The organism is Streptomyces sp. ERV7 (genome assembly GCF_001653515.1).
GTDB lineage: Bacteria > Actinomycetota > Actinomycetes > Streptomycetales > Streptomycetaceae > Streptomyces.
Map to the genome: position 1 here is coordinate 73,115 of NZ_LYOY01000001.1, position 25,926 is coordinate 99,040.

The window sequence follows — 25,926 nt, forward strand, 5'->3', positions numbered from 1 at the left end:
CTTGTGGCGGGCGCCGATTGACGCGGGGCGCTAATTCACTTGGCATCCGCACGCCGACGCCGTGGACTTGCGCCCATGAGTGATCTCAGCGAAGCCCGCCCCGTGGACGCCGTACGGGACGGGGCCCAGGTGAGCCGCCGGGTGATCCTGCTCCTGGCGGTCACCTGCGGGGTGGCCGTGGGCAACGTCTACTTCCCGCAGGCGATCAGCCCCACGGTCGCCGCCGCGCTGGGCGTCTCCCCGGACGCGGCCGCCCTCACGGTGACCGCGGCGCAGTTCGGGTACGCGGCGGGGATCTTCCTGCTCGTACCGCTCGGCGACCGGATCCCGCACCGGCGGCTGATCGTCACGCTCCTCGGCCTCACCGGCTTCGGGCTGCTCGCCGCGAGCGCCGCGCCGTCGCTCGGGCCGCTGGTCGGCGCGAGCGCGCTGATCGGGGTGACCACGGTGATCGCCCCGATCGCGGGGCCGCTGGCGGTCGGCCTGGTGGCCGAGGACCGGCGCGGGGCGGTCAGCGGGACCCTGCTGAGCGGGTCCATCGGGGGCATGCTGCTCTCCCGCACGCTCGGCGGGACCCTCGGGGAGTGGCTGGGGTGGCGTGCCCCGTATCTGCTCGCCGCCACGCTCACCCTGGTCACCGCGGTACTCCTGAGCCGGGTGCTGCCGAGGACGGTCCCGCCGTCTCGGCAGCGGTATCCGTCGCTGCTCGCCGAGCCGCTGCGGCTGCTGCGCACCGAGCCCGAGCTGCGGCGGTCCTGCTTCTACCAGGCCATGCTGTTCGGCGGCTTCTCGGCGGTCTGGACGGGTGTCGCCCTGCTGCTGACGAGTTCCGCGTACGGCATGGGCGCCCGGGCGGTCGGGGCGCTCGCCCTGGTCAACGTGGCGACCATGCTCTGCACCCCGCTGGCCGGACGCCAGACGGACCGCCGGGGCCCCGACGCGGTCAACCTCGTCAGCATGCTCGGTGTCCTGGCGGCGGCCGCCGTCCTGGCGTTCGGCGGTCTGGGCGGCTCGCTCGGGATGGCCGCCCTGGTGGTGGGCACCCTGCTGCTCGACATCGGTATGCAGTCCGGCATGGTGGCCAACCAGGTGCGGTTCTACGCGCTGCGCCCCGAGGCCCGCAGCCGGCTCAACACCGCCTATATGACCTGCGGCTACGTCGGCGGAAGCCTGGGGTCCTGGACGGGGGCGCGGGCGTACGCCGCCGTCGGCTGGCCGGGTGTGTGCGCCCTGGTGGCGCTGCTGACCGCGGCGGCCCTGGTCCGGCACGGGTTCGCGCGCCGGGAGCGGCGCGGCGCGGCCGCTTCCCTCCCGCTCGCGGTCGAGCCGGAGAGAAGCGCGACGGTCTGACGCGGCGCGCCCGGTCAGACCCGGACGTCGTCGCTGCGGCTGATCATCAGGTTGCCCATGAACCGCCGGTCCACCTCCCGGGCACCCAGCCGTACGGCCCGGTCGCGGGTCGGCGGGGTGATGTCGTAGTGCCAGCGGTGGTCCTGCGGGCCCTTGCGCTGGTACCAGGCGCGGCGCATACCGAGGGCGGCCGCGAAGGCGTGCAGTTCGTCCTCGGTGTCGGCCGTCATATGGCACCAGTGCGCGGACGGCAGACCTCGTCGTCGCGCGAGAGCGCCGTAGTCCTTCACGTCGTCCACGTAGACGGTCAAGGGGCAACCTCCCACTCCTGCTGAGGCTTTGTATTCTCCCTTGCCCGCGAGCGGCTCCCGGACACCCCGCCGCGAGGACCGTTTCGCGCCGTTCACCCCCGCCCATCACCATCACTTTGGGATGTCATAAGGTTGGCTTATGAGGTCATAAAGAGGGGGCGGGTAGTCACTTAGGTTTGCCTAAGCTTAGGGTGTCTGACGAGCCATTTCGTTGTCGGTCGAAGGGAAACACTCATGCCCCGCCCCCTGCGGACAGCCATCGTGGGCGCAGGTCCCGCCGGGATCTACGCCGCCGACGCGCTGCTGAAGTCCGCGGCCGCCGGCGACCCCGGTGTCTCCATCGACCTCTTCGAGAAGATGCCCGCGCCCTTCGGACTGATCCGCTACGGCGTCGCTCCCGACCACCCCCGCATCAAGGGCATCGTCACCGCCCTGCACCAGGTGCTGGACAAGCCGCAGATCCGGCTCTTCGGCAATGTGGACTACCCCGGCGACATCAGCCTCGACGAGCTCCACGAGTTCTACGACGCGGTGATCTTCTCGACGGGCGCCGACGCCGACCGGGCGCTCGACATCCCCGGCATCGAGCTCGACGGCTCGTACGGCGCCGCCGACTTCGTGTCCTGGTACGACGGCCACCCGGACGTGCCGCGCACCTGGCCGCTGCACGCGGACAAGGTCGCTGTGCTCGGCGTCGGCAACGTCGCCCTGGACGTGGCCCGCATCCTCGCCAAGACCGCCGACGAGCTGCTGCCCACCGAGATCCCGCAGAACGTCTACGACGGCCTCAAGGCCAACCGGGCGCGCGAGATCCACGTCTTCGGCCGTCGCGGCCCCGCCCAGGCGAAGTTCAGCCCGATGGAGCTGCGCGAGCTGGACCACTCCCCCACCATCGAGGTCATCGTCGACCCCGAGGACATCGACTACGACGAGGGCTCCATCGCCACCCGCCGCTCCAACAAGCAGGCGGACATGGTCGCCAAGACCCTGGAAAACTGGGCGATCCGCGATGTGGGCGAGCGCCCGCACAAGCTCTTCCTGCACTTCTTCGAGTCGCCCACCGAGATCCTCGGCGAGGACGGCACGGTCGTCGGCCTGCGCACCGAGCGCACCCGCCTCGACGGCTCCGGCAACGTGGCGGGCACCGGCGAGTTCCACGACTGGGACGTCCAGGGCGTCTACCGGGCCGTGGGCTACCTCTCGGACGAGCTGCCCAAGCTGCCCTGGGACGTCGAGTCGGGCACGGTCCCCAACGAGGGCGGCCGTGTCGTCGAGGCCGGGCAGCACCTGTCCTCGACGTATGTCACCGGCTGGATCCGGCGCGGCCCGGTCGGTCTGATCGGCCACACCAAGGGCGACGCCAACGAGACCGTCGCCAACCTCCTGGACGACCACGCCCAGGGCCGGCTGCGCACCCCGTCCGCGCCGGAGCCGGAGGCGGTCGACGCCTTCCTCGCCGAGCGCGGTGTGCGCTGGACGACGTGGGAGGGCTGGCACCGCCTGGACGAGGCCGAGAAGGCGCTGGGCGAGCCGCAGGGCCGCGAGCGCGTCAAGATCGTCGAGCGTGAGGACATGCTCAGGGCCAGCGGCGCGTAGTCACAGAGCCTCGACAGCATGGGTCGGCCCCCGCCGGGAGAGGCGGGGGCCGACGCCGTTCCGGACGTCCTCAGGTGGCTGTCAGCTCACCTGGAGGGTGACGTCGTCCACCACGTAGGAGGTCTGCAGGGACTGGTCCTCCACGCCGTTGAACTTCAGGGTGACGGTCTGTCCGGCGAACGCCGAGAGGTCGTAGGACTTCTGGACGTAGCCGGAGTTCGCGTCGAGGTTGGAGAAGGTGGCCAGGGTCTGGCCGCCGACCGAGACGGTGAAGACGTCGTACACGACGTTCTCGTCCTCGTCCGTGTCGATGTGCTGGAAGAACGAGAGCTGGTAGCGGGAGCAGCCGGACGGAATGCTCAGCGACTGGGAGGCGCTGTCCGTGCGGGAGGTGCCCCAGCCGTTCAGCCATGCCAGGTAGGAGCCGCTGTGCGGCGTCTCGCCGGCCTGGTTGGTGATGACGCCCGAGGTGGCCGTCCACGGGCTGGAGCCGTTCTCGAACCCGCCGTTGACGACGAGCTGGCGCGGGGTGCAGGTGCCGCCGCCGACGGTCAGTGTGTAGGTGGTGCTGTGGCTGACCGTGCCGGCGCCCGTGACCGTCAGGGTGTACGTGCCCGGTGCGGTGCTCGCGCCGACCTGCACGGTCAGCGTCGAGGAGTTGCCGGACTGCACCGACGTCGGGTTGAGGGTCGCGGTCACACCGGTGGGCGCGCCCGAGACCGACAGGGCCACGGTCTGCGGGTCACCGCTGACGGTGGTGGTGTTCACCGTGGAGGTGACACTGCCGCCGGGGTCGGCGCTGCCGGAGGCCGGGTTGGTGGCGAGGGAGAAGTCCCGCGCCGGGGTGGTCCCGCCGACGGCCTGCTTCCAGATCGCGTACGCCACACCGTCGGCGCTGCGGTCCAGGACCGTGGCGCTGATGTTGCTCGGGGTGTCGCAGGCGCTGTGGTAGCAGGAGTCGTAGGCGGCGTTGGCCGTGCCGCCCCACTTGGCCGCCTGCGCCGAGGTCTTGCGGTCGCTCGCTCCGGCCGCGTAACCGGAGGTGGCGATGCCGGCCGCCTGGAAGGACGCGTCGTCACTGCGGCCCTGACCCTCGACGTTCTCCTCGGGTGCGAGGTTGAGCGAGGCCCAGTAGGCCTTGAGCGGGGCCGCCTGGGTGGAGTTGACGTTGTTGATGAAGTAGCCGCCGTTGGGCGAGCCGACCATGTCGAAGTTGTAGTACGCCTTGATCGCCGCGCGGTCGGTGCTGCTGAGGCGGTTGACGTAGAACTCGGAGCCGTTGAGGCCCTGCTCCTCGTCGGTCCACCAGGCGAACCGCACGTGCTTGGTCATGGTGGGGTTCTTCTGCGCCAGGACCAGCGCGTTCTCCAGCAGGGTCGCGGAGCCCGAGCCGTTGTCGTTGATGCCGGGACCGGCCGACACACTGTCGAGGTGCGCCCCGAGCATGACGATCTGGTCGGCGGGGCCGCCGGGCCAGTCGGCGATCAGGTTGTTCGACGGATAGGTGCAGGTGGTGCAGTTCTGCTCGGCCACGGTGTATCCGGCGGCCTGCAGCTTGCCCTTGATGTAGGCCAGCGACTGGGTGTAACCGCCGCTGCCCGCCCGGCGGTTGCCGCCGTTCTGGGTGGCGATGGTGCCCAGCTGCGACAGATGCGCCTGGACGTTGGCCACGTCGATGTTGGGCGGGTCGGTGCCGGGCGGGGTGCCGCCGACGTTGAGCGCGTAGTCGACGGTGTGGGAGAGCGTGGTTCCCTGGCCCTTGACCGTGACGGTGGAGGGTCCGGGCGCCGCGTTGGTGGTCGCGGAGAGCGTGAGCACCGAGGACTGGCCGGACTGCACGGTGGCCGGGTTGAAGGAGGCGGTCACGCCGGACGGCAGACCGGAGGCGGTGAGCGCCACCGACTGGGCCGAGCCCGTGGTGATGCTGGTGGCCACGGTGGTGGTGACCGAACCGCCCTGCTGGACGGTGCCGGACGCCGGGTTCAGGGCGAGCGAGAAGTCGCTCTGGCCGCTCGGCTGGCAGGTCGGGTCAGCAGTCTGCGCGGGCACGCTGATGGCGTCCCAGGCGGCCTTGGTCCGGTTGAAGAGGTTGCAGGTCGCGTCGAGCGACTTGGCCGAAGTCAGCGTCGCCGTACGGTACTTCTTGTACGACATGCTGCTGGTCTTGAGGAGCATGCCGCCGTAGAAGATCTTGCCCGCGTTCTGGACGCCGACACCGACCACGGTGCTCTGGTTGCAGGTGGGGCTGTTGGGCTTGCCGCCGCCGGGGCTGCTGCCCTCGGCCAGCAGATAGAACCAGTGGTTGAGCGGGCCCGCGGCCGCGTGCACCTCGGTGCCGGGTATCGCGGAGCTGTAGCAGTTCGGGTCGTTGTTGACGGCCGAGGGGTTGTACATGTTCCGGATCGGGCCCCGGCCCTGGAGGTTGATCATCTCGCCGACGGTGTAGTCCGGGGTGTCGTACGGGGAGGGCTCGGCGGCGTACGCCTCGGTCAGGGCTCCGAAGATGTCACCGGTGCCCTCGCCGAGGCCGGATTCCTGGCCGCTGGTGCCGCCGGGGGTGTTGCTGTCGATGGCGTGGCCGTACTCGTGGCCCACCACGTCGATCCCGGCGATCCACTCGTTGGCGCTGTTGTGGCCGATGGTGACCGAGCTGCCGTCCCAGTACGCGTTGAGGTCGTTCAGGCCGACCTTGCCGGGGAAGCTGCGGCCGTTGCCGCTGACGCCGTTGCGGCCGAGCCACTGGGCCAGCATGTCCCACTGCTTCTGCGCGGCGAACATGAGGTCCGCGCAGCCGGTCTCCTTGCTGGTGGGGTTGCCCGTGCCCCAGGAGTCCGAGGACTTGGTGAACACGGAGCCGGTGCTGTAGTCGGCGCAGCTCAGGCCGGGCCGGTTGGGGTCGCGCAGCGAGTAGCTGCCGCTTGAGTTGGTGGTGTCGATGGTGAGCGGACTGGGGCCGTTCCACTTGCTGTTGGCGGTGCCCGCCTCCACGTCGTCGTGGCTGCCGAGGACCTTCCCGGTCCGCGCGTCGACGAACACATGGAGTCTGCTGGGCGCGGTCCTGGTGCGTCCGGCGAGCACGGTCTCCCAGGCGAGGGCGGGCTTGCCGTCCGCGAGCCGGACGACGAGCCGGCTGTCGACCACCTTGTCGACCTTGGCCAGCTTGGTGCGCGAGGTGGATTCGGCCGTCTTCGCGGTGACCGACGGGGTGGTCGCCACATCGATCCGTACGGCCGAGGCGGACTGCACCGCGCGGATGTCGCCGTCGCCGTCCGCGAGCACCACCGCGTCGCCGCCGACGACCGGCAGTCCGCGGTAGCTGCGCTCGTAGGCGATCGAGTAGAGGTTCTTCACCCAGGGGGTGACCAGGCGCCGTTCGTACTGTTCCTGCGGGGAGTTGACCAAGGTGTCGAGCCCGCTGCGGACCGCCTGGTCGGCGGCGGCGACGGCGCGCGAGAGGGGGGTGGGCCGCTGGTCCGACCCTGACTGCGTATGAGGTGCGGCCGATGCCGTGCCGGCCAACGTGCCGGTCAGGCCAGTGGTCAGCGCCAGTGCTGCCACAGCGGCCGTCAATCTGAAGGGGCGCAACGTCCACTCCGATCGTGGGGGGTCTCTTCTCGGCGCAGTATGGGCGTGGACATGGCAAACCAGGTACATACCAGTCGGGCATACGACGCGAGTTATGGTGCGTCGCGGGGCCGCTGCGTACGCTCGGAAGATGCAGCTGGAGTTGAGGCACTTACAGGCCGTCTGCCAGATCGCGGAAGCGGGCAGTCTGGGCCGCGCCGCGCGTCGGCTGGGTGTGTCCCAGCCCTCGCTCTCCGCACAGCTGCGCCGCATCGAGCGGGTGACCGGAGGCGATCTCTTCATCCGCACCCGGCACGGCACCGAGCCCACCCCGCTGGGCCGGTTCGTCCTGGCCAGGGCGCGCCGGGTGCTCAGCGAGATGGACGCGCTCGGCACCCGGGCGCGCACGGTCGCCACCGACGCCCCGCTGCGGCTCGGCTGCATCCTGCTCGTCCTGCTCGACGGCCTCCTCGATCAGACCGACCGCGCGCTCGCCGGCCAGGAGATCACCCTGGACCTGGAGCACTCGGTGACGGCGCTGACCCGGATGCTGGGCGCCGGACGCTATGACGCGATCGTGTACGGGGAGGTGAACGACCACGAAGTCCCGCTCCCCGAAGGGGTCCTGGCGAGGACGCTCATCCCCGAGGAACCCTTCTCCATCCGGATGTCGGCCCGCCACCCGCTGGCCCACCGGGAGCACATCGAGCTGGCCGACCTGGCCGCCGAGTCGTGGATGACGCTGGTGGAGGACGACGACGGCGGGCCGGAGGCGTTCGCCGAGGCGTGTGCGCGGGCCGGGTTCGCGCCCAGGCTGCGGCACCGGATCACGGACCGCACGATGCAGTACGCCCTGATCGCCCGCGGCGCCGTCGCCCTGAGCCAGCCGACCGGGCCGCGGGCGGAGGGCACCGTGATGCGCCCCCTCGTCGGCGCCCCGCTCACCGGCCGCATCCGGCTGGCCTGGAACCGCTCGACCGTCCCGGCCCGGCAGGCGGAACTGCTCTACCGCGCGGCGCTCCGCGCGTATCTGGCCAACGTCGACAACAACGCGTTCCACCGGGCCTGGTGGGACACCCACCCCGAGCTGCATCCGCAGTGCGAGCGGCAGGAGCTTCAGGCCTCCGAAGCCTGAGCGTCAGGACACGGGGTCCGCGCCGACGGCTTGTCGCATCCGGCACATGGGCAGAAAAGCTTTATGTTGAGCCCTCACCGGCGCACCCCGGGAGTCTCCGTGTCCCTCTCCGCACCCCCGCTCCGTCCCGTCCGCGGCCCCCGGGGCCTGACCCGGCCGCTGGGCAACCTCTTCGCCTTCGGGAAGGATCCGCTGGGCTTCCTGACGCGGCTGCGCGACGAGTTCGGGGACGCGGTGACCTGGTCCCTCGGCCCCAGGCGCAGCCTCTTCCTCTCGCATCCCGAGCACATCATGGAGATGCTGGCGGGCCGCGAGCACACCTTCGACATCCTTGAGATCGGCTGGGCGTTCAAACAGATCACCGGGCGGAGCGTCATCCTCAGCAAGGGCGAGGACTGGCGGCGCAAGCGCTCGCTGGTGCAGCCGACCGTACGGCCGCGCCAGGTCCGCGCGTACGCCGCGACGATGGTCGACTGCGCGGGCGCGGCGGCCGACGCCTGGCGCGAGGGCGAGCGGATCGACGTGCGCGAGCAGATGGCGCTGATCACCCAGCGGGTCGTACTGCGCACCCTGTTCGGCAACGACCTCGGGGAGCAGACCGGGGCGCTGGGCGCCGCGATGGACGTGGCGGGGCAGGCGGTCGGCGCCGAGCTGCGCGGCATCGGCCTGTTCCTGCCCGCCTGGGTGCGCACCCCGTCCCGGCGGGCCCTGCTGAGGGCCGTGGCCACCATGGACACCGAGGTGCACCGGCTCATCGAGGCACGCCTGAGCGCGCCCGGCGACACGGAAACGAGCGACGACCTGCTCAGCAGGCTGCTCGCGGCCCGGGACGAGGAGGACCGGCCGCTGTCGCCCAAGGAGGTGCGCGACGAGGCCGTGACCCTCTGGGCCGCCGGTCACGAGACCACCTCCACGGCGCTGACGTGGGCCGTGCACCTGCTCTCCCGCACCCCGACAGCCCGCGCCCGGCTCGAAGCCGAGCTGGACGCCGTACTGGCGGGGCGCCCGCCCACCATCGACGACTACGAGCGGCTCGTCTGGACCCAGCAGATCGTCAAGGAGGCGCTGCGCCTGTACCCGCCGGTCTGGCTCGTCCCCGCGGTCGCCCGCCCGGGCGCCACGCTCGGCGGCACCCGCGTTCCGGCCGGGACCATCGTGTGGTGCAGCCAGTGGACCACGCACCGCGATCCGCGCTGGTTCCCGCGCCCCGACGAGTTCCGCCCCGAGCGCTGGGACGCCGACGCGCCGCAGGCGGTGCCGGACCACGCCTGGTTCCCGTTCGGCGGCGGCCCGCGTACCTGTCTCGGCGCGCGCTTCGCCCAGGTCGAGGCCGCCCTGGTGCTTGCCACCCTCGCCCAGCGCTGCCGCCTCGACCTGCCCGCCGCCGAGGTGGCGCCCCGCGCCGCGCTGCTGCTCCAGCCCTCCGTACCGCTCATGGCGACCGTACGCGGCCGCGCCCCCGCCCCCGTTCACTGAGCCAGCCAGTCGGCGACCGCCGCCGCTATCGGCTGACCGGTGTCGAGTTCGACGAAACCGAACTGCCCGCCCTGGTTGCACTCCAGGAACCACCAGACCCCGTCGGTGTCCTCGGCGAAGTCGAACGCCGCGTAGGCGAGCCCGGCGCGGTGGGTGTACGCGTGCACCGACTCGGCGATGCGGTCGGGCACCCCGGTGGGTTCCCAGGTGCGGCCGCTGTCGTCGTAGCGCCCGTCCACCTGCCCGGGGTCGCAGACCTTGCGGGCGGCGAACAGCCGTGCGCCCACCGAGGTGAGCCGGATGTCCGCCTTCTTGGGGACGAAACGCTGGAGCAGCACGGGGCCCGCCCGGACGCTGGAGAAGTCCGCGTCGGGCCCGATCAGCGTCGTCGGCAACGCCATCAGGGGCTCGTCCGGCGGCGGCCCGGCGGCGCTCTTGACCACCACGTCCCGGTACTCCCGCACGAACTGCCGGGCCACATTGGGCACCGTGGTGACCACGGTGGGCGGCACGGCGAACGCACTGGCGTGCGCGATCCGCAACTGCCAGGGCTTGTGGCGGGCCTGTTCGGCCTCGCGCGGATGGTTCATCCAGCGCGCCGGCGCCGAGTACAGCATGCCGAACAGCGCCTGCCGGGTCTCGGCGGTGAGCCACTGGGAGGGTTCCGGCGCGTGGGCGGCGGGCTGCCCGGGCCTGCGCACCCAGACCGAGCGCAGCCCCGACATGCTCACCAGGAACCCGTCGACCGACAGATGCCCGGCGAAGTCCCCGTGGGCGTACTCGGCGGAGAGCACCGCTCGGCCGGGCAGATCGGCGGGGTCCAGGCGCACCAGCGGGACGCCCCGCTCGTGCAGATGGGTCACCACCATGTCGGTGGTGACGTCCTGTTCACAGGTGAGGACGAGAACCGTCATCCGACTGCCGGGCCGTCAGTCGTCGAAGTGCGTCTGGGAACCGGCGGTGGACGTGGTGGTGCCGCTCGCCCTGAGCACCGCGCGGTCGGCGACGGCGGGGCGCCCGTCGGGCAGCACGTTCAGTTGCCGTGACGCGTCGAAGCGGTAGGCGACCGTCCGGTCCTCCGGCTCGTGGGGCACCGTGTAGTGCAGTGTGAACGGCCTCATGAGGAACCTCCCGCAGCAGCGTCACGCCGATCCTTGTGCACACCTGTACGGAGTGCCCCTGTAAGGAATTCATCACGTACCGCCACATCGGCGTGAAGGACGTCACACGCCCGGCAGTCGGGTGAAGGCAGGTTTCGCCACCCTCCGTATCGGTGATCGCTCAGGACGTCACCATCTGCTTCCGACCCCCACAGGAGCACCCATGCGTTTGCGTTCCACGCTCACCGCGAGCGTCCTCGCCGTCGGCATCGTCTTCAGCGGCGCGGCGACCGCGCTGGCCCACGACGACGACCACGGCCGCCACCACGGCTACGGCTACGGCCGCGACGACGACCGCCGTCACGACTACGGCCACGGCCGCGACGACGACCGCCGCCATGACTACGGCCACGGCCGCGACGACAACCGTCACCACGGGTACACCCGTGACGACAACCGTCACCACGGCTACGCCCGCGACGACGACCGTGAGCACGGCAGCGGCCACAGCAGCGAGAAGGGCAAGAAGGGCAGCTGCCACAGCGCGATGGGCACCAACGCCAACAGGGGCACGTTCTACTCGTCCGACTGCGACTGGGGCGCCTGGTCCAGCGCGGACCACTACAACAACAAGTACTGACCGTTCCGGTCGCGTGTGGCGCGGGAGCGACGGCCAGTCCTCGCCCCGCGCCACACGGCGTCCACCCTCAGCGCGCGGGCGGACGGCGCCGCCGCACGCCCGCCAGCAGTGACTTCTGGGTGAGCAGGGTGAGGACGCCCGCGAGGACGATCCCGCCCAGATTGGCGAGGAGCTGGCCGGTCGAGCCCCAGGTCTGCGCGTACTCCTTGTAGCTGAACGCCATGGCGGCGTTGGCCGCCGCCGGGACCGTGGTCACCGAGATGGCCACCCCGATCAGCGCGCCGGACTTGGCCGAGGTGAGCGAGAGGGTTCCGGCGACGCCCGCCAGGAAGGCGACGACGAACGACATCCAGTCGGGCTTCCAGATGAAGGCGGTGTTGGGGCGGCCCGCCTCCAGCATGTCCTTGTCGAAGAGCCCCAGCTGGTCCAGGAGCCAGCCGAACCCGGCCGTCAGCAGCATCGCCGCGGCGAAGCCGACCACCAGCGCGGTGAGCGAGCGCCACGCCAGCGCGGGCGCCCGTTGGACCAGCGCCGTGGAGATCCCGGCCAGCGGCCCGAACTCGGGACCGACCGCCATCGCGCCCACGATCAGGATCGCGTTGTCGAGCATGACACCGCAGGCCGCGAGCATCGTGGCGATCGCCAGGAACGCCACATAGGTGACCGTGAGCGTCGACTCCTCGTGGGTCGCGTCCGTCAGCTGCTCCCACAGCACCGCGTCCACGCCCTCGCCCGGGGCCTCCGCCTCGGCCTTCTCGGCGCGTTTGGACAGCGACAGGTCGATGTTCTCCACGGCGATCGACCCGGACCGGTCGAGGCCGAGGGCGCGCAGACTGCCGAGGAGTTCGTCCCCGGCCTCGCGGGCGACGTCGCAGAGCACCAGATCGCCCGCGGGGTTGCGTGAGGCTCCGGGGACGACGGCCAGATGGGCGGTGCCCACCGTGGCCTCCAGGGTCCGCACCACCTCGTCGGTCAGGTCGGCGGGCACGTTCAGACGCAAATGCAGCAACAGCCCTACTCCAGGCATCGGTTTCCTCGGAGCCGGCCGGCACCGGACTCCCGGCCCCGTGACCAGGGCCTCCGCAGACGGCAAGAGTGGCACGGGCCACACGCCCACGTCACGCGCGCCACCCGGCGGGCCTTCTCGGACGACGCCCCCTCGACGCCGCCCGCCGGGTCCAGCGCGCCGACGGCTTCTGGAGCGTGAACCTCGCCGACCCGGACCACTTCCCCGGCCCGGAGACCAGCGGCACGTCCTTCCTCACTTACGGCGCCGCGTACGCGGTACGGGCCGGGCTCGTCTCCCGGGCGGCCTTCCTTCCCGTCGCCACCCGTGCCTGGCGCGGCCTGGTCTCCACCGCCGTGCACCCCGACGGCTTCCTCGGCCACGTCCAGGGCGTCGGTGACCGCCCCGACTCCAGCCGGCCCGTCACCGCCGACACCACGGCGGACTTCAGCGTCGGCGCCTTCCTGCTGGCCGGTACGGAGCCGGCCGCCCTGTCCCGCTAGAGCACCGTCAACGCAATCCGGCCACGGCTGAAAAGGCGTCACCGGTTGGGGAATATGCCGCGCACATACCCTCCGGCCGACCTCGTACCGAAAACCGGACGGCGGCACCGGCGGGGCCAACCCCATTTACCCCGCCCATAAATGACAAGGAACCAGATATTCCGGGCGACGAGTTTCGATACGACTTAATGATGAGTAAGGTGTGGCTCGCTGTCAGTGAGCCTGCGTAGGGGTTACGTCCCCTGGCCGAATTCGCCATGGCCGGAATGCGCATGCGGGTGGCGTCGTCTTCGGGATGGAGAGGGGATCGTGACTGCGGGCTCGTTCGAGGGACAGTACGTGTGGCATCCAGCGGCCGACGACCGCGAGTTGGCGCAAGCCTGCACGGACGTGAGGGCGGGCCGGTATCTGAGCGCGCACAACGTCCTCAAGGACGCGCGCACGGACTTCGAGGTGCGGGCGCACCGCTCGCTGGTGCTCGCCTCCGAGGCCGCCGACTCCGACCTCGCCGAGCGCTGGCTGGCCGAGGAACCGAGCGCGGAGGCCGCGCTGTTGGCGGCGCGTGTCGCGATGGTAAGGGCGTTACGTATGGCCGACGCCCAGGACGGCCGGGCCGGTGCGCTGGTGCGCATCGCGACGGCCGCCTGCGGACGGGCCGCGAAGCTGCTCCCGCAGGACCCCACCCCGTGGGTCGCCCAGCTCGCCCTCGCCCGCTACGAGCGCTCCCACGACCCGGCCCCCAAAGGGCTGTTGACCGCGCCGCCGGGACCCTGGCTGCTCTTCTCCCACATCCTGCGGCTCGACCCCTGGAACCGCGAGGCCCACCACCGGTTCCTGGCCTTCTTCTTCACCCGCCACGGCGGCTCGGCGAGCGCCCGCTGGGACGTCGCCTCCTTCCTCAGCCACCGCGCACCGCTCAACTCGTCGCTGCGGCTGCTGCCCCTGGTCGCGCTGGTCGAGGACTACGACCCGGCCGCCCTGCTCGCGGACAGCACCTGGCTGCAGCCCCAGTGGACGGCGACGGCCCTGGGCATTTACCAGAACTGGTTTCCCCACACGGCGAGTTACCGCTTCACCCCGGTCCTCGACCTGGCGTATCTGGCGCACGCGCTGTACATGGCCAAGCGCGAGTTCGAGGCCCGGGAAGTGCTCACGGCCATGGGGCCCTACGCCTCCCGGATGCCCTGGAGCGCTTTCGGCGACCCCGAGGAACGGCTGACCAGGGCCAGGCGGTCCTGCGGACTCCCGACTCCCGGCCCGGCCTGATCCGACCCGCACGACCGCACCGCTCAGCGGCACCCGTACCAGACGCGTCCTGTCCACCCCCACCAGGAAAGGCTGCCACCAGTGTCCGAGCGCACGTCCCCGCTCCGCTCGAAAGCCCCCCGCCGTGAAGCGCCCGTCGCCCTCGACGACGACGCGACGCTGCACGCGATGGGCTACCCGCGGAAACTCACCCGCAGATTCCACGCGTTCGACAATTTCGCGATATCTTTTACGATCATCAACATCATCTCCGGCATATTTTCCGCCTTCGGATTCGGAATGGGCGCCGGCGGACCGCGCATCCTCATCTTCGGCTGGATCGGTGTGTCGGTGATGGTGCTGTTCGTCGGCGCGGCGATGGGCGAGATCGCCTCCGCCTACCCGACCAGCGGCGCCCTGTACTTCTCCGCGGGCAAGCTCGCCAAGCGGCACCGCGGTGCCTGGTCCTGGTACACCGGGTGGCTCAACTTCGTCGGCCAGGTGGGCGGCACCGCCGCCACCAACTACGCGGCCGCGACCTTCATCCAGGCGTTCGTCTCGATGCAGTGGCCGTCCTACGACCCCACTCCGCAGCAGACCGTCGGCATCGCCGCGGTGATCCTGGTGGTGCAGGCACTGGCCAACACGTACACCGTGCAGCTGGTGGCCGTGGTGAACCGGATCTCCGTGTGGTGGCTGCTCGTCGGCATGGTGGTGATCGTCGCCGCCCTCACCTTCAAACCCTCCCACCACCAGTCGGCCTCGTTCGCCAACCACTTCGTCAACACCACCGGCTTCAGCAACGGCTTCTACGCCGCGATGCTCGGCCTCCTGGTGACCAGTTGGACCTTCACCGGCTTCGACGGCAGCTTCCACATGTCGGAGGAGACCGTGAAGGCCACGGTCAACACGCCCAAGGGCATCATGCGCGCGATCATCTACTCGGCGCTCGCCGGACTGGTCCTGATGCTCGCCCTCGTCTACGCGATCCGCGACTACGCGGGCGAGGCGGGCTCGGCGGCGCCGCCGGTGCAGATCCTCATCGACGCCCTCGGTATGGGCACCGCCAAGCTGCTCCTGCTGATCGTGATCGGCGCCATGCTGTTCTGCGGCCTCGCCAACATGACCAGCAACACCCGCCAGATCTTCGCCTTCTCGCGCGACGGGGCGATGCCGGGCTCGCGCCTGTGGCATTCGGTGTCACTGCGCACCCGCACCCCGGTCAAGGCGGTATGGCTCGCCGCGGCCTGCTCACTGGTGCTGATCATCCCCGGCTGGTGGTCGCACACCGCCTTCACCGCCATCGTCAGCGTCAACGTCGTCGGGCTCTACCTCGCCTACGGCGTGCCCATCTTCCTGCGGCTGCGGCTGGACGACTTCGAGCCCGGCCCGTGGAACCTGGGCCGGTGGGGCAAGCCCGTCGCCGCGGTCGCCGTGACCTGGATCGCGCTCAGCAGTGTGCTGTTCATGCTGCCGCAGACCTCGCCGATCACCACCGACTCGTTCAACTACGCGCCGATCGCGCTGGGTGCGGTGCTCTTCATCGCCACCCTGTGGTGGTTCGCCACCGCCCGCCGGCGCTTCCAGGGCCCGGTCAGCTACGGCAGCCCCGACGAGGTGGCCGCGATGGACCTCATCTGACACCGGCCGTTCCCGTCCGACCTTCCAGGCCGTCCCCCGCCTCTTCGGAGCGGGGGACGGCCCGCGTATGTACGCGGATACCCAGGGCCCGCCCGCGTATCCGTCGGCGCGCGAGGGGACGGCGGACACACGGCGCCGAGCGCCGTGGACCCCGGCGCGCCGACGTTGCGGATGAGGCACCTGCGGTCACGGCGGACTCGTCCGCCACCGTGCGCTCCCCGGGCGCCATTCCCCCGGTCGGCACTTCGCAGGATGATCCTGCCTTCAACGTCCTGGCTGTCCGGTCGGTCCGCCTTCTGTCCCCCGCTCCGCGCCCCGCCCGCTCACGCCGGAGGCGCACGAAAGGACTCCTCATGCCCGGAACGCGAATCACCTTCCTCGACGGCCAGGCCGGCCAGCCGCAGGCGCTGGAGCGCGTGATCGCCCATGTGCGGCGGCAGTTGGACGGGCCGGTCGGCGACCGGCTCCGCCACGTCCGGCGCCCGCTCCTCGCCGGCATCGGCGCCTCGTACGCGGCGCTCGCGCTGCCGGTCGAGGTGCTGCGCCGGCACGGCGTGCCCGCCCAGCGGGTGCTCGCCAGCGAGATCGAGGCGGGGCTCGGCGGCTTCGACACCGATCTGCTCATCGGCGTGTCGCAGAGCGGCCGCAGCTCGGAGACGATCGCCGCGTTCCGGGCGGCGCGCGGTGTGCCGACCCTCGCGGTCCTCAACGTCACCCCCTCCTCCCTCGGCGCCCTCGCCGGACTCACCGTCGACCTCGGCAACGAGCCCGACTCCTGTGCCTCGACGGTCGGCTTCACCGGTACGGTCATCGCCCTCGACCTGATCGCGGGGCTGATCGCGGGCCGCGAGGGGGACGCCTGGGACGGCGTCCCCGACCAGGCCCACGCCGTACGGACGAGGGCGGCCCACACCATCGCCGCGCTGCGGGCCCGCGCCGCTCGGTGCGTCGCCGTGGACTGCGTGGGCTCGGGCGCCTCCCGGGTCACCGCGGAGGAGGCGGCGCTGCTGCTGCGCGAGGTGCCCCGGATGCCGGCCGCGGCCTCGGTCACCCGCAACTACCTGCACGGCGAGATGGAGTCGGCGGGCAACACCCTGCACCTCGTCTTCGGCTGCGGCCGCGAGATCGCGCTCGCCCGCTCCCTGTCGGCCGCGGGCCATCTGACCCTGCTGGTGACCACCGCACGGGTCAAGGCGTCCGAGAACCTCGCCGTCGTCCGGCTGCCCGACACCGCGCCCGGCGCCCGGGTCGTCCTGGAGACGGTGGTGACGCAGGAGCTGGTGGCGGCGCTGAGCGACGAACGGAACGTACCCATCGAATCGATCGTCTTCATCAACGACGACACCAAGGAGGGCGGCGTCGTCGTCGCGGACTTCGAGCACTCCGCACCCGTCGCCGCCCTCTGACAGAATTTCCGCTTTCGCCAGCGGAGTGGCGAAACGTCCCGCTACCCTCGGTGACATGAGCGGCGGGCGGCGGGGCCGCGGGCAGGGATGACACGCTGTTCGACCTCGCAGTTCACGGGTGGGGGGTGGACGGATCCTCCGGAGCGGAGCCACCTCCGGGACCGGACGCGGGCCTCTTGCGGGACAGGCCGCGGCAGACCTGGTTCCGGGACCGGAGGCGGCAGACCTACTGCTGGGGCCGGACGTAGTCGTCGCCCCAGCTGGTGTCGAGGATCTCCGCCGCGACCGTCCTGGTCGTCGCGGTGGCACCGCCGCGCACTCCGGCCGGCCCCGGTCCTCCGCCCGCCGAGGTGACGCACGCGCCACCGACCACGAGGGCCGTGAGGACGAGAAGACAGCGGAGTGCTCTGGGCATGGCACGGCTCCTGGGTCGGGAGGTCATGAACGGGTGACTCCGCGACCCCGTGGAGTCACGGGGCCGGGAGCTCACAAAGGCATGAGGTCCGGAATGTCGGCCTGGCGGGGTTTGCCCGGCCCGACACGCAAAGTCCATCCCGGCGAGCCCTGTTGGTCCAGCGCTTTGACCTGGCAATACCCTGCATGGCACGGAAGTAGCACGGCCGCATTGCGGGGGAAAGTCATGACTATCGGGGCAAACTTGGACGGGCTGCCGCAGCTGGACGCGAGGGCCATCGCCGTCTTCGAGTACGTGCTGTCGCGGGGCAGCCTCAAGCGGTGGCCGCCCGACGCGCCCCCGGAACTCGGCCTGACCCAGGAGGAGGTGGAGGCGGCCTGCCGGACCCTGCTGCTGCTCCGGCTGCTGCGCCCCGCTCCGGGCCGGCCCGAGGAGCTCATACCCGTCAGCCCCGACGCCGCCGCGGCGGAAGTGGTGGGCCCGCTGGAGGCGCGGCTCGCCCGGGACGCGGCGCACGCCCAGTCCGTACGCGACGATCTGCACTCCCTGATGCCGAACTACCGCGCCGCCCGGCGCCGGCGCGGCCACCGGGAGGGCATCGACCTGCTGCCCGACCTGTCGGCCGCGTCCGCGATGCTCACCGAGGCCGCGGCGGACTGCCAGGAGGAGGTGTTCAGCATCCAGCCCGGCGGCGGCCGCGCGGCCCACCGCCTCGGGGACGCCATCGACCGGGATCTGGCGATGCTCAGCCGCGGCATCCGGATGCGTACGCTCTACCAGCACTCGGCGCGCTCCAGCCTCTCCACCCAGGGATATGTGGAGACGCTCGCCGAGGCCGGTGCCGAATACCGCACCGCCGCCGAACTGCCCGACCGGGCCGTGGTGTTCGACCGGGCGGTGGCCTTCCTTCCCCGGCGCGCGGACGGCGGCTCGGGCGAGGGCGCGGTGCTCGTCCGGGACCCCGACGTGGTCGCCTACCTCTGCCGGGTGTTCGAGCAGCACTGGTCCGGCGCCACCCCGTTCCTGGGCACCAGCGAGGCCGCGTACAAGGAGGTCGGGCCCAGTCTGCGGCGGGCGCTGGTGGGGCTGCTCGCCGAGGGCGCCAAGGACGAGGTGATCGCCCGGCGCATGGGCATGTCCCTGCGCACCTGCCGCCGCCACATCGCGGAGCTGCTGGAGGAGCTGAGCGCCGAAAGCCGCTTCCAGGGCGGTGTACTGGCCGAACGCGCCGGACTCACCGCGCCCGAGGAGCCGGTGGCCCGGGAACAGGGCCCGGACCGGGACGAGACCCCGCGCGGGTGAACCGGCAGGAGCCCGGTGTCACCCCGGCCCACCTGCGACGTCGCCGCGCCCATGGGGCAGGATGGCAGCCCGTTCGGCGCGCGTCCCCCGCACCCCCGAACGAGGCTTCGCGCACAACGAACTGACAGGTGACAAGATGGCGATACTTCACATATGGCGGCCGGTGACGGCCCCCGCCCCGGCTTCCGCCCCGGCCCGACGCGGCTCGGAGGGTGTCCGTTGACCCGGGGCCTGGTCCTGCACGACTGGGTGGTCGCCGGTATCGCGCTGGCCGCCGGGCTCGTCGCCGCGGTGCTCCTGCGCGCACTGCTGCGGTGGCTGGGCAAGCACGCGCTCCGGACGAAGTGGAGCGGGGACGACGTCATCGTCGACGCGCTGCGCACCGTCGCACCCTGGGCCGCGGTCATCGCCGGCACCGCGGTGGCGGCCTCGGCGCTGCCGCTCACCACCCGTATCGCGGCGATCGTCAACCACTCGCTGACCGCCCTGCTCATCCTGATCACCACGCTCACCACAGCCCGGGTGATCGCCGGTCTGGTGCAGTCCGTGGCGCAGTCGCGGACCGGTGTGGCCGGATCCGCCACCATCTTCGTCAACATCACCCGGGTCGTGGTGGTGGCGATGGGCTCGCTGGTCGCCCTGGACACCCTGGGCATCTCCATCGCCCCGCTGCTCACGGCCCTCGGGGTGGGCGGCCTCGCGGTCGCGCTGGCGCTCCAGGACACCCTCGCCAACCTCTTCGCGGGCGTCCACATCCTCGCCTCCAAGACGGTGCAGCCCGGTGACTACATGCGGCTGAGCAGCGGCGAGGAGGGGTACGTCGTCGACATCAACTGGCGCAACACCGTGGTGCGCAACCTGTCGAACAACCTGGTCATCATCCCCAACGCCCGTCTCGCGCGGACGAACATGACCAACTTCAGCCGCCCGGAGCAGGAACTGTCGATCCTCGTGCAGGTGGGGGTCGGTTACGACAGCGACCTTGAACACGTCGAGCGGGTGACCCTCGACGTCATCAACAGCGTGATGGTCGACATCACGGGCGCGCTCCCCCACCACGAGGCGGCCGTCCGGTTCCACACCTTCGCCGACTCCCGGATCAACTTCACCGTGATCCTCGGTGTGGGCGAGTTCAGCGACCAGTACCGGATCAAGCACGAGTTCATCAAGCGCCTGCACCAGCGCTACCGTGCCGAGGGCATCTCGATCCCGGCCCCCGCCCGGACGGTCTCGCTCCACCGCGACGAGCGGACCGCCTCGTCGCCGGTGTCGGCCCCGGTCCCGCACCCGCGCGAAGCCCCGGAGTCGGCGCGGCGGCCGTAGAGGTCCGCAACGTGGCCGCAACCTTGCCCGTGCTTGGTTGGCGGGGTCGGCACGACACGCAGACCGAAGGGCCGTGATCGTCATGGCAGAGCGCGAGACCCACCGGGCCGCCGCACCGGCCACCGAGGGCGGCGGCCACGCGCGCGTGGAGCTGACACCCGCGGCCGCCGAATTGCTGCGGCGGCTGCGGGCGGCCCACGGACCCCTGATGTTCCATCAGTCGGGCGGCTGCTGCGACGGCAGCGCGCCCATGTGCTACCCGGACGGCGAGTTCCGTACGGGAGGCTCCGACGTCCTGCTCGAAAGCCTCGCCGTCGACGGGGTCGAGGAGCCCGTACCGTTCTGGATGTCGGTCAGCCAGCACGAGGTGTGGCGGCACACCCGGCTGATCGTCGACGTCGTCGAGGGACGCGGCAGCGGCTTCTCACTGGAGGCCCCGGAGGGGGTGCGCTTCCTCATCCGCTCCCGGCTGATCTGAGGGCTTCGCCGACGGTCAGTCCCGGTCGCGCACCGCCACGATCCCGTTGAACACGCCCACGTACGCCGTACCGTCCGGGCCGATCGTCACCGGCGCCCAGTTGTTGTCGTACGCGGGGCCGGTCCCTGTGAGCCGCTTCCAGCGCACCGCGCCCGTGCGGAAGTCGACGGCGGTCAGATACCAGGCGTCGATGCCCAGGGCGTTGGGCTCCTTCTCGTAGAAGTAGAGCAGCCCGTTCGCCGTCGAGAGCTTCGGAACGGTCGAGGGGGAGCGGACCGCGCTCTCCCACACCGTGTCGCAGCCGCTGCCGTCCGGGCGGACGTCGATGCGGGTCGCCCCGCCGGTGACGCTTCTGCCGAAGGTCAGCGAGGTCACGTTCTCGTAGCCGTAGTTGTTCTCGACGACGATGCTGTTGCCCCAGGTGATCAGGGAGTTGTCGGTCGTGGAGCGCCCGGCGCCGAAGACCGGGACCCGGCAGACCAGCCGCCGGTCGTCGGGGACGTCCGCGCCGCGCCGGTACACCAGCACGTTCATCCGGTCGTCCGCGTTGTCGGTGATGGCCGCATAGCCGTCGCCGAAGAGGTCCGGGGTGGTGCCCGACCCCTGGTTCACCGAGCCGGGCTTGGTGCCCGTGCCCCGGTCGTACGTCTGGCGCCACCGCACCACCGGTGTGCCGTCGGCGCTCGCGCCGAAGCTGTACAGGGCGTGGTCGGAGACGATGGAGACGCCGTCCTCGGCCACCGAGAAGGAGTTCTGGATCTCCTCCCCCGCCAGCTCGACCGAACGGATCCGGCCGGTGCCGGGGTCGACCGTGCCCACCCGGCCCAGCCGGGTCACCCACCAGATGCGGCCCTGCCAGTCCGGCATCACGGAGGTGACCGGGTCGCAGACGCCGCTGGGGAAGAGGTTGGTCCAGCTGACGCAGTCGTGCGGGACCACCCCGGCCAGGTCCCAGTCGTCCACGACGGCGAAGCGCCAGGCGCCGTCCGCCGTCTGCTCGTGGGCGAGGCGCAGGATGTGGTGGCGGGAGTCCGCGAGGACCACGCGGTCCTCGTTGTCGAGGTAGAAGTAGGCGCCGCCCGAGGTGTCCTTGAAGAGCTTCGAGAAGTCGAGGCGGGTGACGGCCTCCACGGTGGAGGAGCGCTGGGGCAGTTGGTACTCCGCGAGCGTGGCGAGCGTGCGCGGCTCCAGGAGCTTCAGCTTGAAGCCCTGGAAGGTGCCGCAGACGGTGATCAGCCGCCCGGCCGCGTCGAAGGTCGCCGTCGCGCACTCACCGCCGAGGGCCGCGATCTGCTCGCTGGTCACCTGCGGATCCCGGCCCAGCGGACCCGCGTACGGGTGGGTGCCGCTGCCCCAGGCGTCGCCGTGCATCCCGCTGCGCCCGTTGGGTGCCATGAACGGATGCCGGGCCGGGGCCGGTCCCGGGACCGGCTGTGCGGTGGCCGGGGCGCCCTCGTACTGGCTGACCAGGCGGTGGCCGGGCGCCTTGGGTATCTCGGCGGCCCGCGCGGTGGCGGCCGGGGCGGCCAGCGCCAGGACCAGGGCCAGTGCGCGGGCGAGCGCTCTGCGGGACATACGGCTCCTCGGGTTGCCCGCGTACGTAGGTGCCTGCGCCCATGCGCCTGCGTACGTACGTCGGTTGTCGCGCCGGCGGCCGACGCTAGAGCCGTGATCTTGAAGTGTCCATGGCATCCGAGAGCGCTTCACGGGGACTTAATGATCGTGCGACGTGCGCCCCCCAGGGGGCCTAGGCCGAGAGCCGGCGCTCCAGCGGGGTCCGGAAGCTCGGCCGGATGCGGACGTCCCCGAAGAACTCCGCCAGCCGCGCCGCCTCGGCCTCGACGGCCCGGCGTGCGGCGGCGCCCACGTCCCCGAAGACCTGCGTGACGATCTCCCCGTCCGGGCGCTGCGCCCAGCCACCCACGATCCGGCCGTTCCACCACACCGAGGGCCCGATGTTGCCGGTCTTGTCGAAGAGTTCGGCCCTGTGGTCGGCGTCCAGGTACCAGTCGCGGTGGCGCCAGCCCATCGGGGTCGGGTCCAGGGCCGGGAGCAGCGCGGCCCAGGGCCCGGGCGCGGGCGGGTCGTCCAGCTGGTGGGGCAGGGCGTGTCCCGCCCCCTCGTCCAGGTCGACATCGACGGCTTCGGTCCTGGCCAGGGCCTTGCGGGTGTCGGTAAGGGTCCAGCCCGTCCACCACTTCACGTCCTCGGTGGTGGCCGGGCCGAACGCGTCGAGGTAGCGGGCGGCGAGCTCGGCCCTGGCCTCGTCGGCCGCGAGTTCGGGGTGCGGCTCGGCGACCGTCCAGCGGAACTGGCTGGACGCCCAGCTGCCGAGCGGGCGCCCGCGCCGGATCCGGCCCTCGGCGGCCAGGACGCCGAGGAAGCGGCTGGTGATGCGGGGCCGCGCCTCGTACGGCTTGCCCGCGGCCTGGACGATCTGCGACTTCAGGTCCGGCACGTCGTCGGCGAGTTGGGCCGCCGTCGCCTCGCCGCGCGCCGCGAGGGCCGCGAGGACCGCCTCCTGGGTGGCGGCGAACCATGTGCCGTCGAGGCCGAGTTGCTCCTGGATCACTTTCGCCAGACCCGCGCGTTCACGGATGGCGACGGCCCGCGCGGCCGCCGCGTCGGCCACCGGGGCGAACGCCGTGGGCAGGACGAACATGGTGCGGCGCATACAGAGCATCCGGACGAGCGAGTGGTCCTCGTACAGGGCGCGTTCGAGCTCCGCCACCGATGCCTCGCCCGTGCGCGCGGCGACGGCCAGATACACCGTGGCGGGGTCGGTGGCGTGCAGGGCCACCAGCGCCCGGGCGACCTCCTCGGGGGTGGCCGCGCGGCCGCCCGGGGTGAGGAGGTGGCGGGGACCGAGGCGGGCGCGCCGCGCCTCGGCGGTGATCTTCGGGCGGGCCGGGGTCATGGCCTGAGGCTACCGACCACGCTCGCGGTGGCGTTCAGGCCGTCCTGGATGGTGGGGGCCATGCTGGTGCCGGCGAGGAAGAAGCCGAGCAGCACACAGACCATCGCGTGCGAGGCCTTGAGTCCGCCGCTCCGGAGGAAGATCACCGCCAGCACCACCAGCAACAGCACCACCGAGATGGAAACGGCCATGGCCAACCTCCTCCGCCGCGCCGGATTTGCGGCATTCGGCGGCCAGTGTGGCGGAGGAGGCGGGCCGGTCGGGCGTATGGCGTGTCCGCCGTACGGGTGTTGACTGCGGGTGACGGCCCGGAAGGGGTGCGGCGTGGGTGCGTGCGCCCGGACTACTCCCCGTGTGCGCGCAGGAAGCTCTCCAGGCCCGCGAGGTCGTCGGTGTTGATGTGGTCGACGTCGGCGGCGAGCAGTTCGCGCCACAGGGCGTCCCGCTCGGGCCCGGCCAGGTCCGGGGTGGCCCAGAACCGTACGCGCTGGCGGTGGGCGTGGGCCTGGGCCACGATCGCGCGCAGCTTCTGGCGCTCGGCGGCCGGGAACGGCCCGGCGCCGAGCCAGCTGAAGCTCTGCGTCCAGTTGCTGCTGATCAGCGGGATGAAAGCGGCGGTGGCGGCCGTGCCGAGGTCCTCCAGGCGGCCGTCGTAGAAGGCGTGCCGCACCTTCTGCGCCTCCATGGGCACCCGGGCGGCGCGGTCGCCGGAGATGACGGGGGTGACGGCGCCGGTCGTGACGCGGCCGTGCGCGTAGCTGCTCAGCATCCGGCGGTACGGCCGCAGCCGCCGGTCGAGTTCGAGGTAGGCGGCGGCGCCGTCGGTCTTGATGTCGACGAGGAGCTGTACGGGGCGGTGGTAACCCCGGTACACCGAGCCGTGGTTGGCGCGGACGCGGGCCATCAGCGGGTCGAGGTAGAGCTTTTCGAGCGTGCAGGCCGGGTCGAGGTCGGACGGGTCGTGGGCCACCAGGAGCTGCCCGTCGACCAGGAAGATGTCGGCCTCGACACTGGTGAACCCGTGCCCGAGGGCGTCGAAGAGCGGGTGCGGGTGCGCGAAGTCGTTGTGCGCGTGGGTCCGGCGCAGCGGTCTGGGCCCGGCGGGGCGGGCGCAGGGGCGCTCGGCCGCGCCGGCGGCGGGCGCGATGGCGGCGGAGGCGGCGGCCGCGGCGAGGGCGGCGACGGCGCTGCGGCGGGTCGGTCGAGCCATGGGGAGTCACGGTGGGGCGGCCGATGGGCAGGTCGGTGATGCGGGGTATGGGCAGCGGTCGGGCCAGGGTGCCCGGCAACAGGGCGCCGAGCGCGGCGCATTCGGCCTCGTCGGGGTGGGCGTCGACGTATCCCCAGCCCCACCAGGAGCGGCTGCGGGAGGTACGGGGGTCGGTCGCGGCGGCAGGCATGGATGCGCTCCAGCGGGTTCCGAGGAATTTACCCTTCGGTAAATTACCCTAGGGTAAGATCTGGCTCCATGACAACGCTCTCCTCCAGGGCCGGTACCAAGGGCGTGCCGAGGGCCACGCGCGAACGACAGGTCCTGGCCGCGGCCACCGAGGAGTTCGGCCGCCACGGCTACGAAGCCACCACCGTGGCCGCCATCGCCACCCGCGTCGGCGTCACCAAGCCGCTCCTGCACCAGTACTTCGGCGGCAAACAGGACCTCTACCTCGCCTGCCTCAACCCCGTCGGCGATCGCTTGCTCAGCGCCATCCAGGCCGCGATGGCCCGTCACGGCACCAGTGCGCCGCCCACGCCCCTTCGCGTGCTGGGAGCCCTGTTCACGGCCCTGGACGGACAGCGCGAGGCATGGTTCGTCCTCTACGACCCGACGCTGCCGCCCGACAGCGACGCCGCACACCGTGCGGCCTCCTACCGCGACGCGATCGACGACCTCGCCGCGGTCGGCACCGCTGACCTCCTGCACACCGCCGGAGCCGACGACCCGCTCGACGCCGACGCACTCACATACGCATGGCGCGGCATGTGCACCGCACTGGTCCGCTGGTGGATCAACCACCCCGACGAGTCGCCCGAGGCCATGACCCGGCGCTGCGCACGGCTGCTGGGCGCCGTCCATACCGTGCTCGGCGACGGCGACGCCGACACCAGCACGTGAGCGCGACCATGGCCGTAGCCATGCTGTGACAGCTCAGTTCCGGCACAGGCCTTGGGGGCGTCGCGTAGGAGCGCTGACGCAGGGTCAGCCTGAGGGTGAGGGTCTTCCGAGAGCCTGCGGACCGCAGGGTCGGCGGCATGCGGACGTCGCCCCGCATGCCGTCACCCTCATCCATGTCGCGTCTGCGCTCTGGGGCGCGTGCTTGCTGCAGGCAGGCGGCCGCACCGACGTCATGACCCATGACGCGTTGAGTGCGAGTTGTGTTCTGCATATCATGAAAAGAGCAGTGAAAGGCCGGAAAGTCCTTTCTTGAGCGAGAGGCCGCATCGCGGGGGCAGGGTTTGCGACAGACCGTGGTGGCCGTGGTGCGACCGCCGGAACACCAAGCGTGCCCACTCCTCCAGC

At 71.6% G+C, this 25,926-nt stretch carries 23 protein-coding genes; 13 read left to right on the forward strand and 10 right to left on the reverse strand.

Annotated elements, in window-relative coordinates:
- Positions 1-75: 75 nt before the first annotated feature.
- Positions 76-1,350, forward strand: a complete 1,275-nt coding sequence (locus tag A8W25_RS00340; protein WP_079125711.1) for an MFS transporter — start codon at positions 76-78, stop codon at positions 1,348-1,350.
- A gap of 14 nt (positions 1,351-1,364) precedes the next feature.
- Here the strand turns inward: A8W25_RS00340 and A8W25_RS00345 are convergent, their stop codons facing one another.
- The gene (locus A8W25_RS00345; RefSeq protein ID WP_067153888.1) at positions 1,365-1,661 is read right to left on the reverse strand and encodes a DUF4031 domain-containing protein; all 297 of its coding nucleotides are present in this window, start codon (positions 1,659-1,661) and stop codon (positions 1,365-1,367) included.
- Between the two features lie 234 nt (positions 1,662-1,895).
- Here A8W25_RS00345 and A8W25_RS00350 point away from each other — a divergent pair, with 234 nt between their 5' ends.
- Positions 1,896-3,257 carry an FAD-dependent oxidoreductase gene (locus A8W25_RS00350; protein WP_067153889.1) on the forward strand — a complete coding sequence of 454 codons (1,362 nt, stop codon included), beginning with the start codon at positions 1,896-1,898 and terminating at the stop codon, positions 3,255-3,257.
- A gap of 81 nt (positions 3,258-3,338) precedes the next feature.
- Here A8W25_RS00350 and A8W25_RS00355 read toward each other — a convergent pair whose 3' ends face one another.
- Complete coding sequence (locus A8W25_RS00355; RefSeq protein ID WP_420708401.1) at positions 3,339-6,800, reverse strand: M28 family peptidase; 3,462 nt, start codon at positions 6,798-6,800, stop codon at positions 3,339-3,341.
- A 172-nt stretch (positions 6,801-6,972) separates the two neighbouring features.
- Here A8W25_RS00355 and A8W25_RS00360 point away from each other — a divergent pair, with 172 nt between their 5' ends.
- Positions 6,973-7,956: a LysR family transcriptional regulator gene (locus tag A8W25_RS00360; protein WP_067153891.1), complete on the forward strand. Its 984-nt coding sequence runs from the start codon at positions 6,973-6,975 to the stop codon at positions 7,954-7,956.
- 99 nt (positions 7,957-8,055) lie between these two features.
- Positions 8,056-9,432 carry a cytochrome P450 gene (locus tag A8W25_RS00365; RefSeq protein WP_234386031.1) on the forward strand — a complete coding sequence of 459 codons (1,377 nt, stop codon included), beginning with the start codon at positions 8,056-8,058 and terminating at the stop codon, positions 9,430-9,432.
- Here A8W25_RS00365 and tgmB read toward each other — a convergent pair.
- Both tgmB and tgmA read right to left on the reverse strand, forming a co-directional pair.
- Positions 9,426-10,346 (reverse strand): ATP-grasp ribosomal peptide maturase, encoded by a 921-nt coding sequence (gene tgmB / locus A8W25_RS00370; protein WP_067153895.1) that lies wholly within the window; start codon positions 10,344-10,346, stop codon positions 9,426-9,428. The genes A8W25_RS00365 and tgmB overlap by 7 nt on opposite strands.
- 15 nt (positions 10,347-10,361) lie before the next feature.
- A complete protein-coding gene (gene tgmA, locus A8W25_RS00375) occupies positions 10,362-10,553 on the reverse strand; it encodes a putative ATP-grasp-modified RiPP (RefSeq protein WP_067153899.1) in 192 nt (63 codons plus the stop codon).
- Between the two features lie 202 nt (positions 10,554-10,755).
- Here tgmA and A8W25_RS33185 point away from each other — a divergent pair, with 202 nt between their 5' ends.
- Positions 10,756-11,172, forward strand: a complete 417-nt coding sequence (locus A8W25_RS33185) for a hypothetical protein (RefSeq protein ID WP_158942328.1) — start codon at positions 10,756-10,758, stop codon at positions 11,170-11,172.
- A gap of 67 nt (positions 11,173-11,239) precedes the next feature.
- Here A8W25_RS33185 and A8W25_RS00385 read toward each other — a convergent pair whose 3' ends face one another.
- A complete protein-coding gene (locus A8W25_RS00385) occupies positions 11,240-12,181 on the reverse strand; it encodes a DUF389 domain-containing protein (RefSeq protein ID WP_067153905.1) in 942 nt (313 codons plus the stop codon).
- Positions 12,182-12,267: 86 nt separating this feature from the next.
- Between A8W25_RS00385 and A8W25_RS00390 the strand changes: the two genes are divergently transcribed.
- The 4 genes from A8W25_RS00390 (at position 12,268) to A8W25_RS00405 (ending at position 16,973) form a co-directional block, all read left to right on the forward strand.
- The gene (locus tag A8W25_RS00390) at positions 12,268-12,681 is read left to right on the forward strand and encodes a glycoside hydrolase family 88 protein (RefSeq protein WP_079125712.1); all 414 of its coding nucleotides are present in this window, start codon (positions 12,268-12,270) and stop codon (positions 12,679-12,681) included.
- A gap of 309 nt (positions 12,682-12,990) precedes the next feature.
- Positions 12,991-13,947, forward strand: a complete 957-nt coding sequence (locus A8W25_RS00395; protein ID WP_199831642.1) for a hypothetical protein — start codon at positions 12,991-12,993, stop codon at positions 13,945-13,947.
- A gap of 168 nt (positions 13,948-14,115) precedes the next feature.
- Positions 14,116-15,567, forward strand: a complete 1,452-nt coding sequence (locus A8W25_RS00400; RefSeq protein ID WP_067156486.1) for an amino acid permease — start codon at positions 14,116-14,118, stop codon at positions 15,565-15,567.
- A 353-nt stretch (positions 15,568-15,920) separates the two neighbouring features.
- The gene (locus A8W25_RS00405; protein ID WP_067153907.1) at positions 15,921-16,973 is read left to right on the forward strand and encodes an SIS domain-containing protein; all 1,053 of its coding nucleotides are present in this window, start codon (positions 15,921-15,923) and stop codon (positions 16,971-16,973) included.
- Between the two features lie 226 nt (positions 16,974-17,199).
- On the opposite strand, the gene A8W25_RS00410 is transcribed toward A8W25_RS00405, so the two are convergent.
- Complete coding sequence (locus tag A8W25_RS00410; RefSeq protein ID WP_067153910.1) at positions 17,200-17,388, reverse strand: hypothetical protein; 189 nt, start codon at positions 17,386-17,388, stop codon at positions 17,200-17,202.
- A 225-nt stretch (positions 17,389-17,613) separates the two neighbouring features.
- Here A8W25_RS00410 and A8W25_RS00415 point away from each other — a divergent pair, with 225 nt between their 5' ends.
- The 3 genes from A8W25_RS00415 (at position 17,614) to A8W25_RS00425 (ending at position 20,491) form a co-directional block, all read left to right on the forward strand.
- Positions 17,614-18,690, forward strand: coding sequence for a hypothetical protein (locus tag A8W25_RS00415; RefSeq protein ID WP_067153914.1), 1,077 nt, complete (start codon positions 17,614-17,616; stop codon positions 18,688-18,690).
- A gap of 219 nt (positions 18,691-18,909) precedes the next feature.
- Entirely contained in the window at positions 18,910-20,013 is a 1,104-nt protein-coding gene (locus tag A8W25_RS00420) for a mechanosensitive ion channel family protein (RefSeq protein WP_067156489.1), read from the forward strand.
- A gap of 82 nt (positions 20,014-20,095) precedes the next feature.
- Positions 20,096-20,491, forward strand: coding sequence for a DUF779 domain-containing protein (locus A8W25_RS00425; protein ID WP_067156493.1), 396 nt, complete (start codon positions 20,096-20,098; stop codon positions 20,489-20,491).
- A 15-nt stretch (positions 20,492-20,506) separates the two neighbouring features.
- On the opposite strand, the gene A8W25_RS00430 is transcribed toward A8W25_RS00425, so the two are convergent.
- From A8W25_RS00430 to A8W25_RS00445, 4 genes are all read right to left on the reverse strand, one after another.
- The gene (locus tag A8W25_RS00430) at positions 20,507-22,066 is read right to left on the reverse strand and encodes a hypothetical protein (protein WP_067153918.1); all 1,560 of its coding nucleotides are present in this window, start codon (positions 22,064-22,066) and stop codon (positions 20,507-20,509) included.
- A 172-nt stretch (positions 22,067-22,238) separates the two neighbouring features.
- Complete coding sequence (locus A8W25_RS00435) at positions 22,239-23,408, reverse strand: winged helix DNA-binding domain-containing protein (RefSeq protein WP_067153920.1); 1,170 nt, start codon at positions 23,406-23,408, stop codon at positions 22,239-22,241.
- Positions 23,405-23,599 carry a hypothetical protein gene (locus tag A8W25_RS00440; protein ID WP_067153923.1) on the reverse strand — a complete coding sequence of 65 codons (195 nt, stop codon included), beginning with the start codon at positions 23,597-23,599 and terminating at the stop codon, positions 23,405-23,407. Before A8W25_RS00440 ends, A8W25_RS00435 begins: the two co-directional genes overlap by 4 nt.
- Positions 23,600-23,751: 152 nt before the next feature.
- The gene (locus tag A8W25_RS00445; RefSeq protein WP_067153929.1) at positions 23,752-24,618 is read right to left on the reverse strand and encodes a phosphatidylinositol-specific phospholipase C/glycerophosphodiester phosphodiesterase family protein; all 867 of its coding nucleotides are present in this window, start codon (positions 24,616-24,618) and stop codon (positions 23,752-23,754) included.
- 258 nt (positions 24,619-24,876) lie between these two features.
- Here A8W25_RS00445 and A8W25_RS00450 point away from each other — a divergent pair, with 258 nt between their 5' ends.
- On the forward strand, positions 24,877-25,521 hold the full coding sequence (locus tag A8W25_RS00450; protein ID WP_067153932.1) for a TetR/AcrR family transcriptional regulator: 645 nt from the start codon (positions 24,877-24,879) through the stop codon (positions 25,519-25,521).
- Positions 25,522-25,926 lie beyond the last annotated feature (405 nt).

Coding starts and splice junctions, on each gene's coding strand:
- A8W25_RS33185 (WP_158942328.1), top strand. CDS start 10,756: ATGCGTTTGCGTTCCACGCTCACCGCGAGCGTCCTCGCCGTCGGCATC.
- A8W25_RS00450 (WP_067153932.1), top strand. CDS start 24,877: ATGACAACGCTCTCCTCCAGGGCCGGTACCAAGGGCGTGCCGAGGGCC.
- A8W25_RS00430 (WP_067153918.1), bottom strand. CDS start 22,066: ATGTCCCGCAGAGCGCTCGCCCGCGCACTGGCCCTGGTCCTGGCGCTG.
- A8W25_RS00405 (WP_067153907.1), top strand. CDS start 15,921: ATGCCCGGAACGCGAATCACCTTCCTCGACGGCCAGGCCGGCCAGCCG.
- tgmA (WP_067153899.1), bottom strand. CDS start 10,553: ATGAGGCCGTTCACACTGCACTACACGGTGCCCCACGAGCCGGAGGAC.
- A8W25_RS00415 (WP_067153914.1), top strand. CDS start 17,614: ATGACTATCGGGGCAAACTTGGACGGGCTGCCGCAGCTGGACGCGAGG.
- A8W25_RS00340 (WP_079125711.1), top strand. CDS start 76: ATGAGTGATCTCAGCGAAGCCCGCCCCGTGGACGCCGTACGGGACGGG.
- A8W25_RS00445 (WP_067153929.1), bottom strand. CDS start 24,618: ATGGCTCGACCGACCCGCCGCAGCGCCGTCGCCGCCCTCGCCGCGGCC.
- A8W25_RS00440 (WP_067153923.1), bottom strand. CDS start 23,599: ATGGCCGTTTCCATCTCGGTGGTGCTGTTGCTGGTGGTGCTGGCGGTG.
- A8W25_RS00435 (WP_067153920.1), bottom strand. CDS start 23,408: ATGACCCCGGCCCGCCCGAAGATCACCGCCGAGGCGCGGCGCGCCCGC.
- A8W25_RS00360 (WP_067153891.1), top strand. CDS start 6,973: ATGCAGCTGGAGTTGAGGCACTTACAGGCCGTCTGCCAGATCGCGGAA.
- A8W25_RS00410 (WP_067153910.1), bottom strand. CDS start 17,388: ATGCCCAGAGCACTCCGCTGTCTTCTCGTCCTCACGGCCCTCGTGGTC.
- A8W25_RS00350 (WP_067153889.1), top strand. CDS start 1,896: ATGCCCCGCCCCCTGCGGACAGCCATCGTGGGCGCAGGTCCCGCCGGG.
- A8W25_RS00425 (WP_067156493.1), top strand. CDS start 20,096: ATGGCAGAGCGCGAGACCCACCGGGCCGCCGCACCGGCCACCGAGGGC.
- tgmB (WP_067153895.1), bottom strand. CDS start 10,346: ATGACGGTTCTCGTCCTCACCTGTGAACAGGACGTCACCACCGACATG.
- A8W25_RS00400 (WP_067156486.1), top strand. CDS start 14,116: ATGGGCTACCCGCGGAAACTCACCCGCAGATTCCACGCGTTCGACAAT.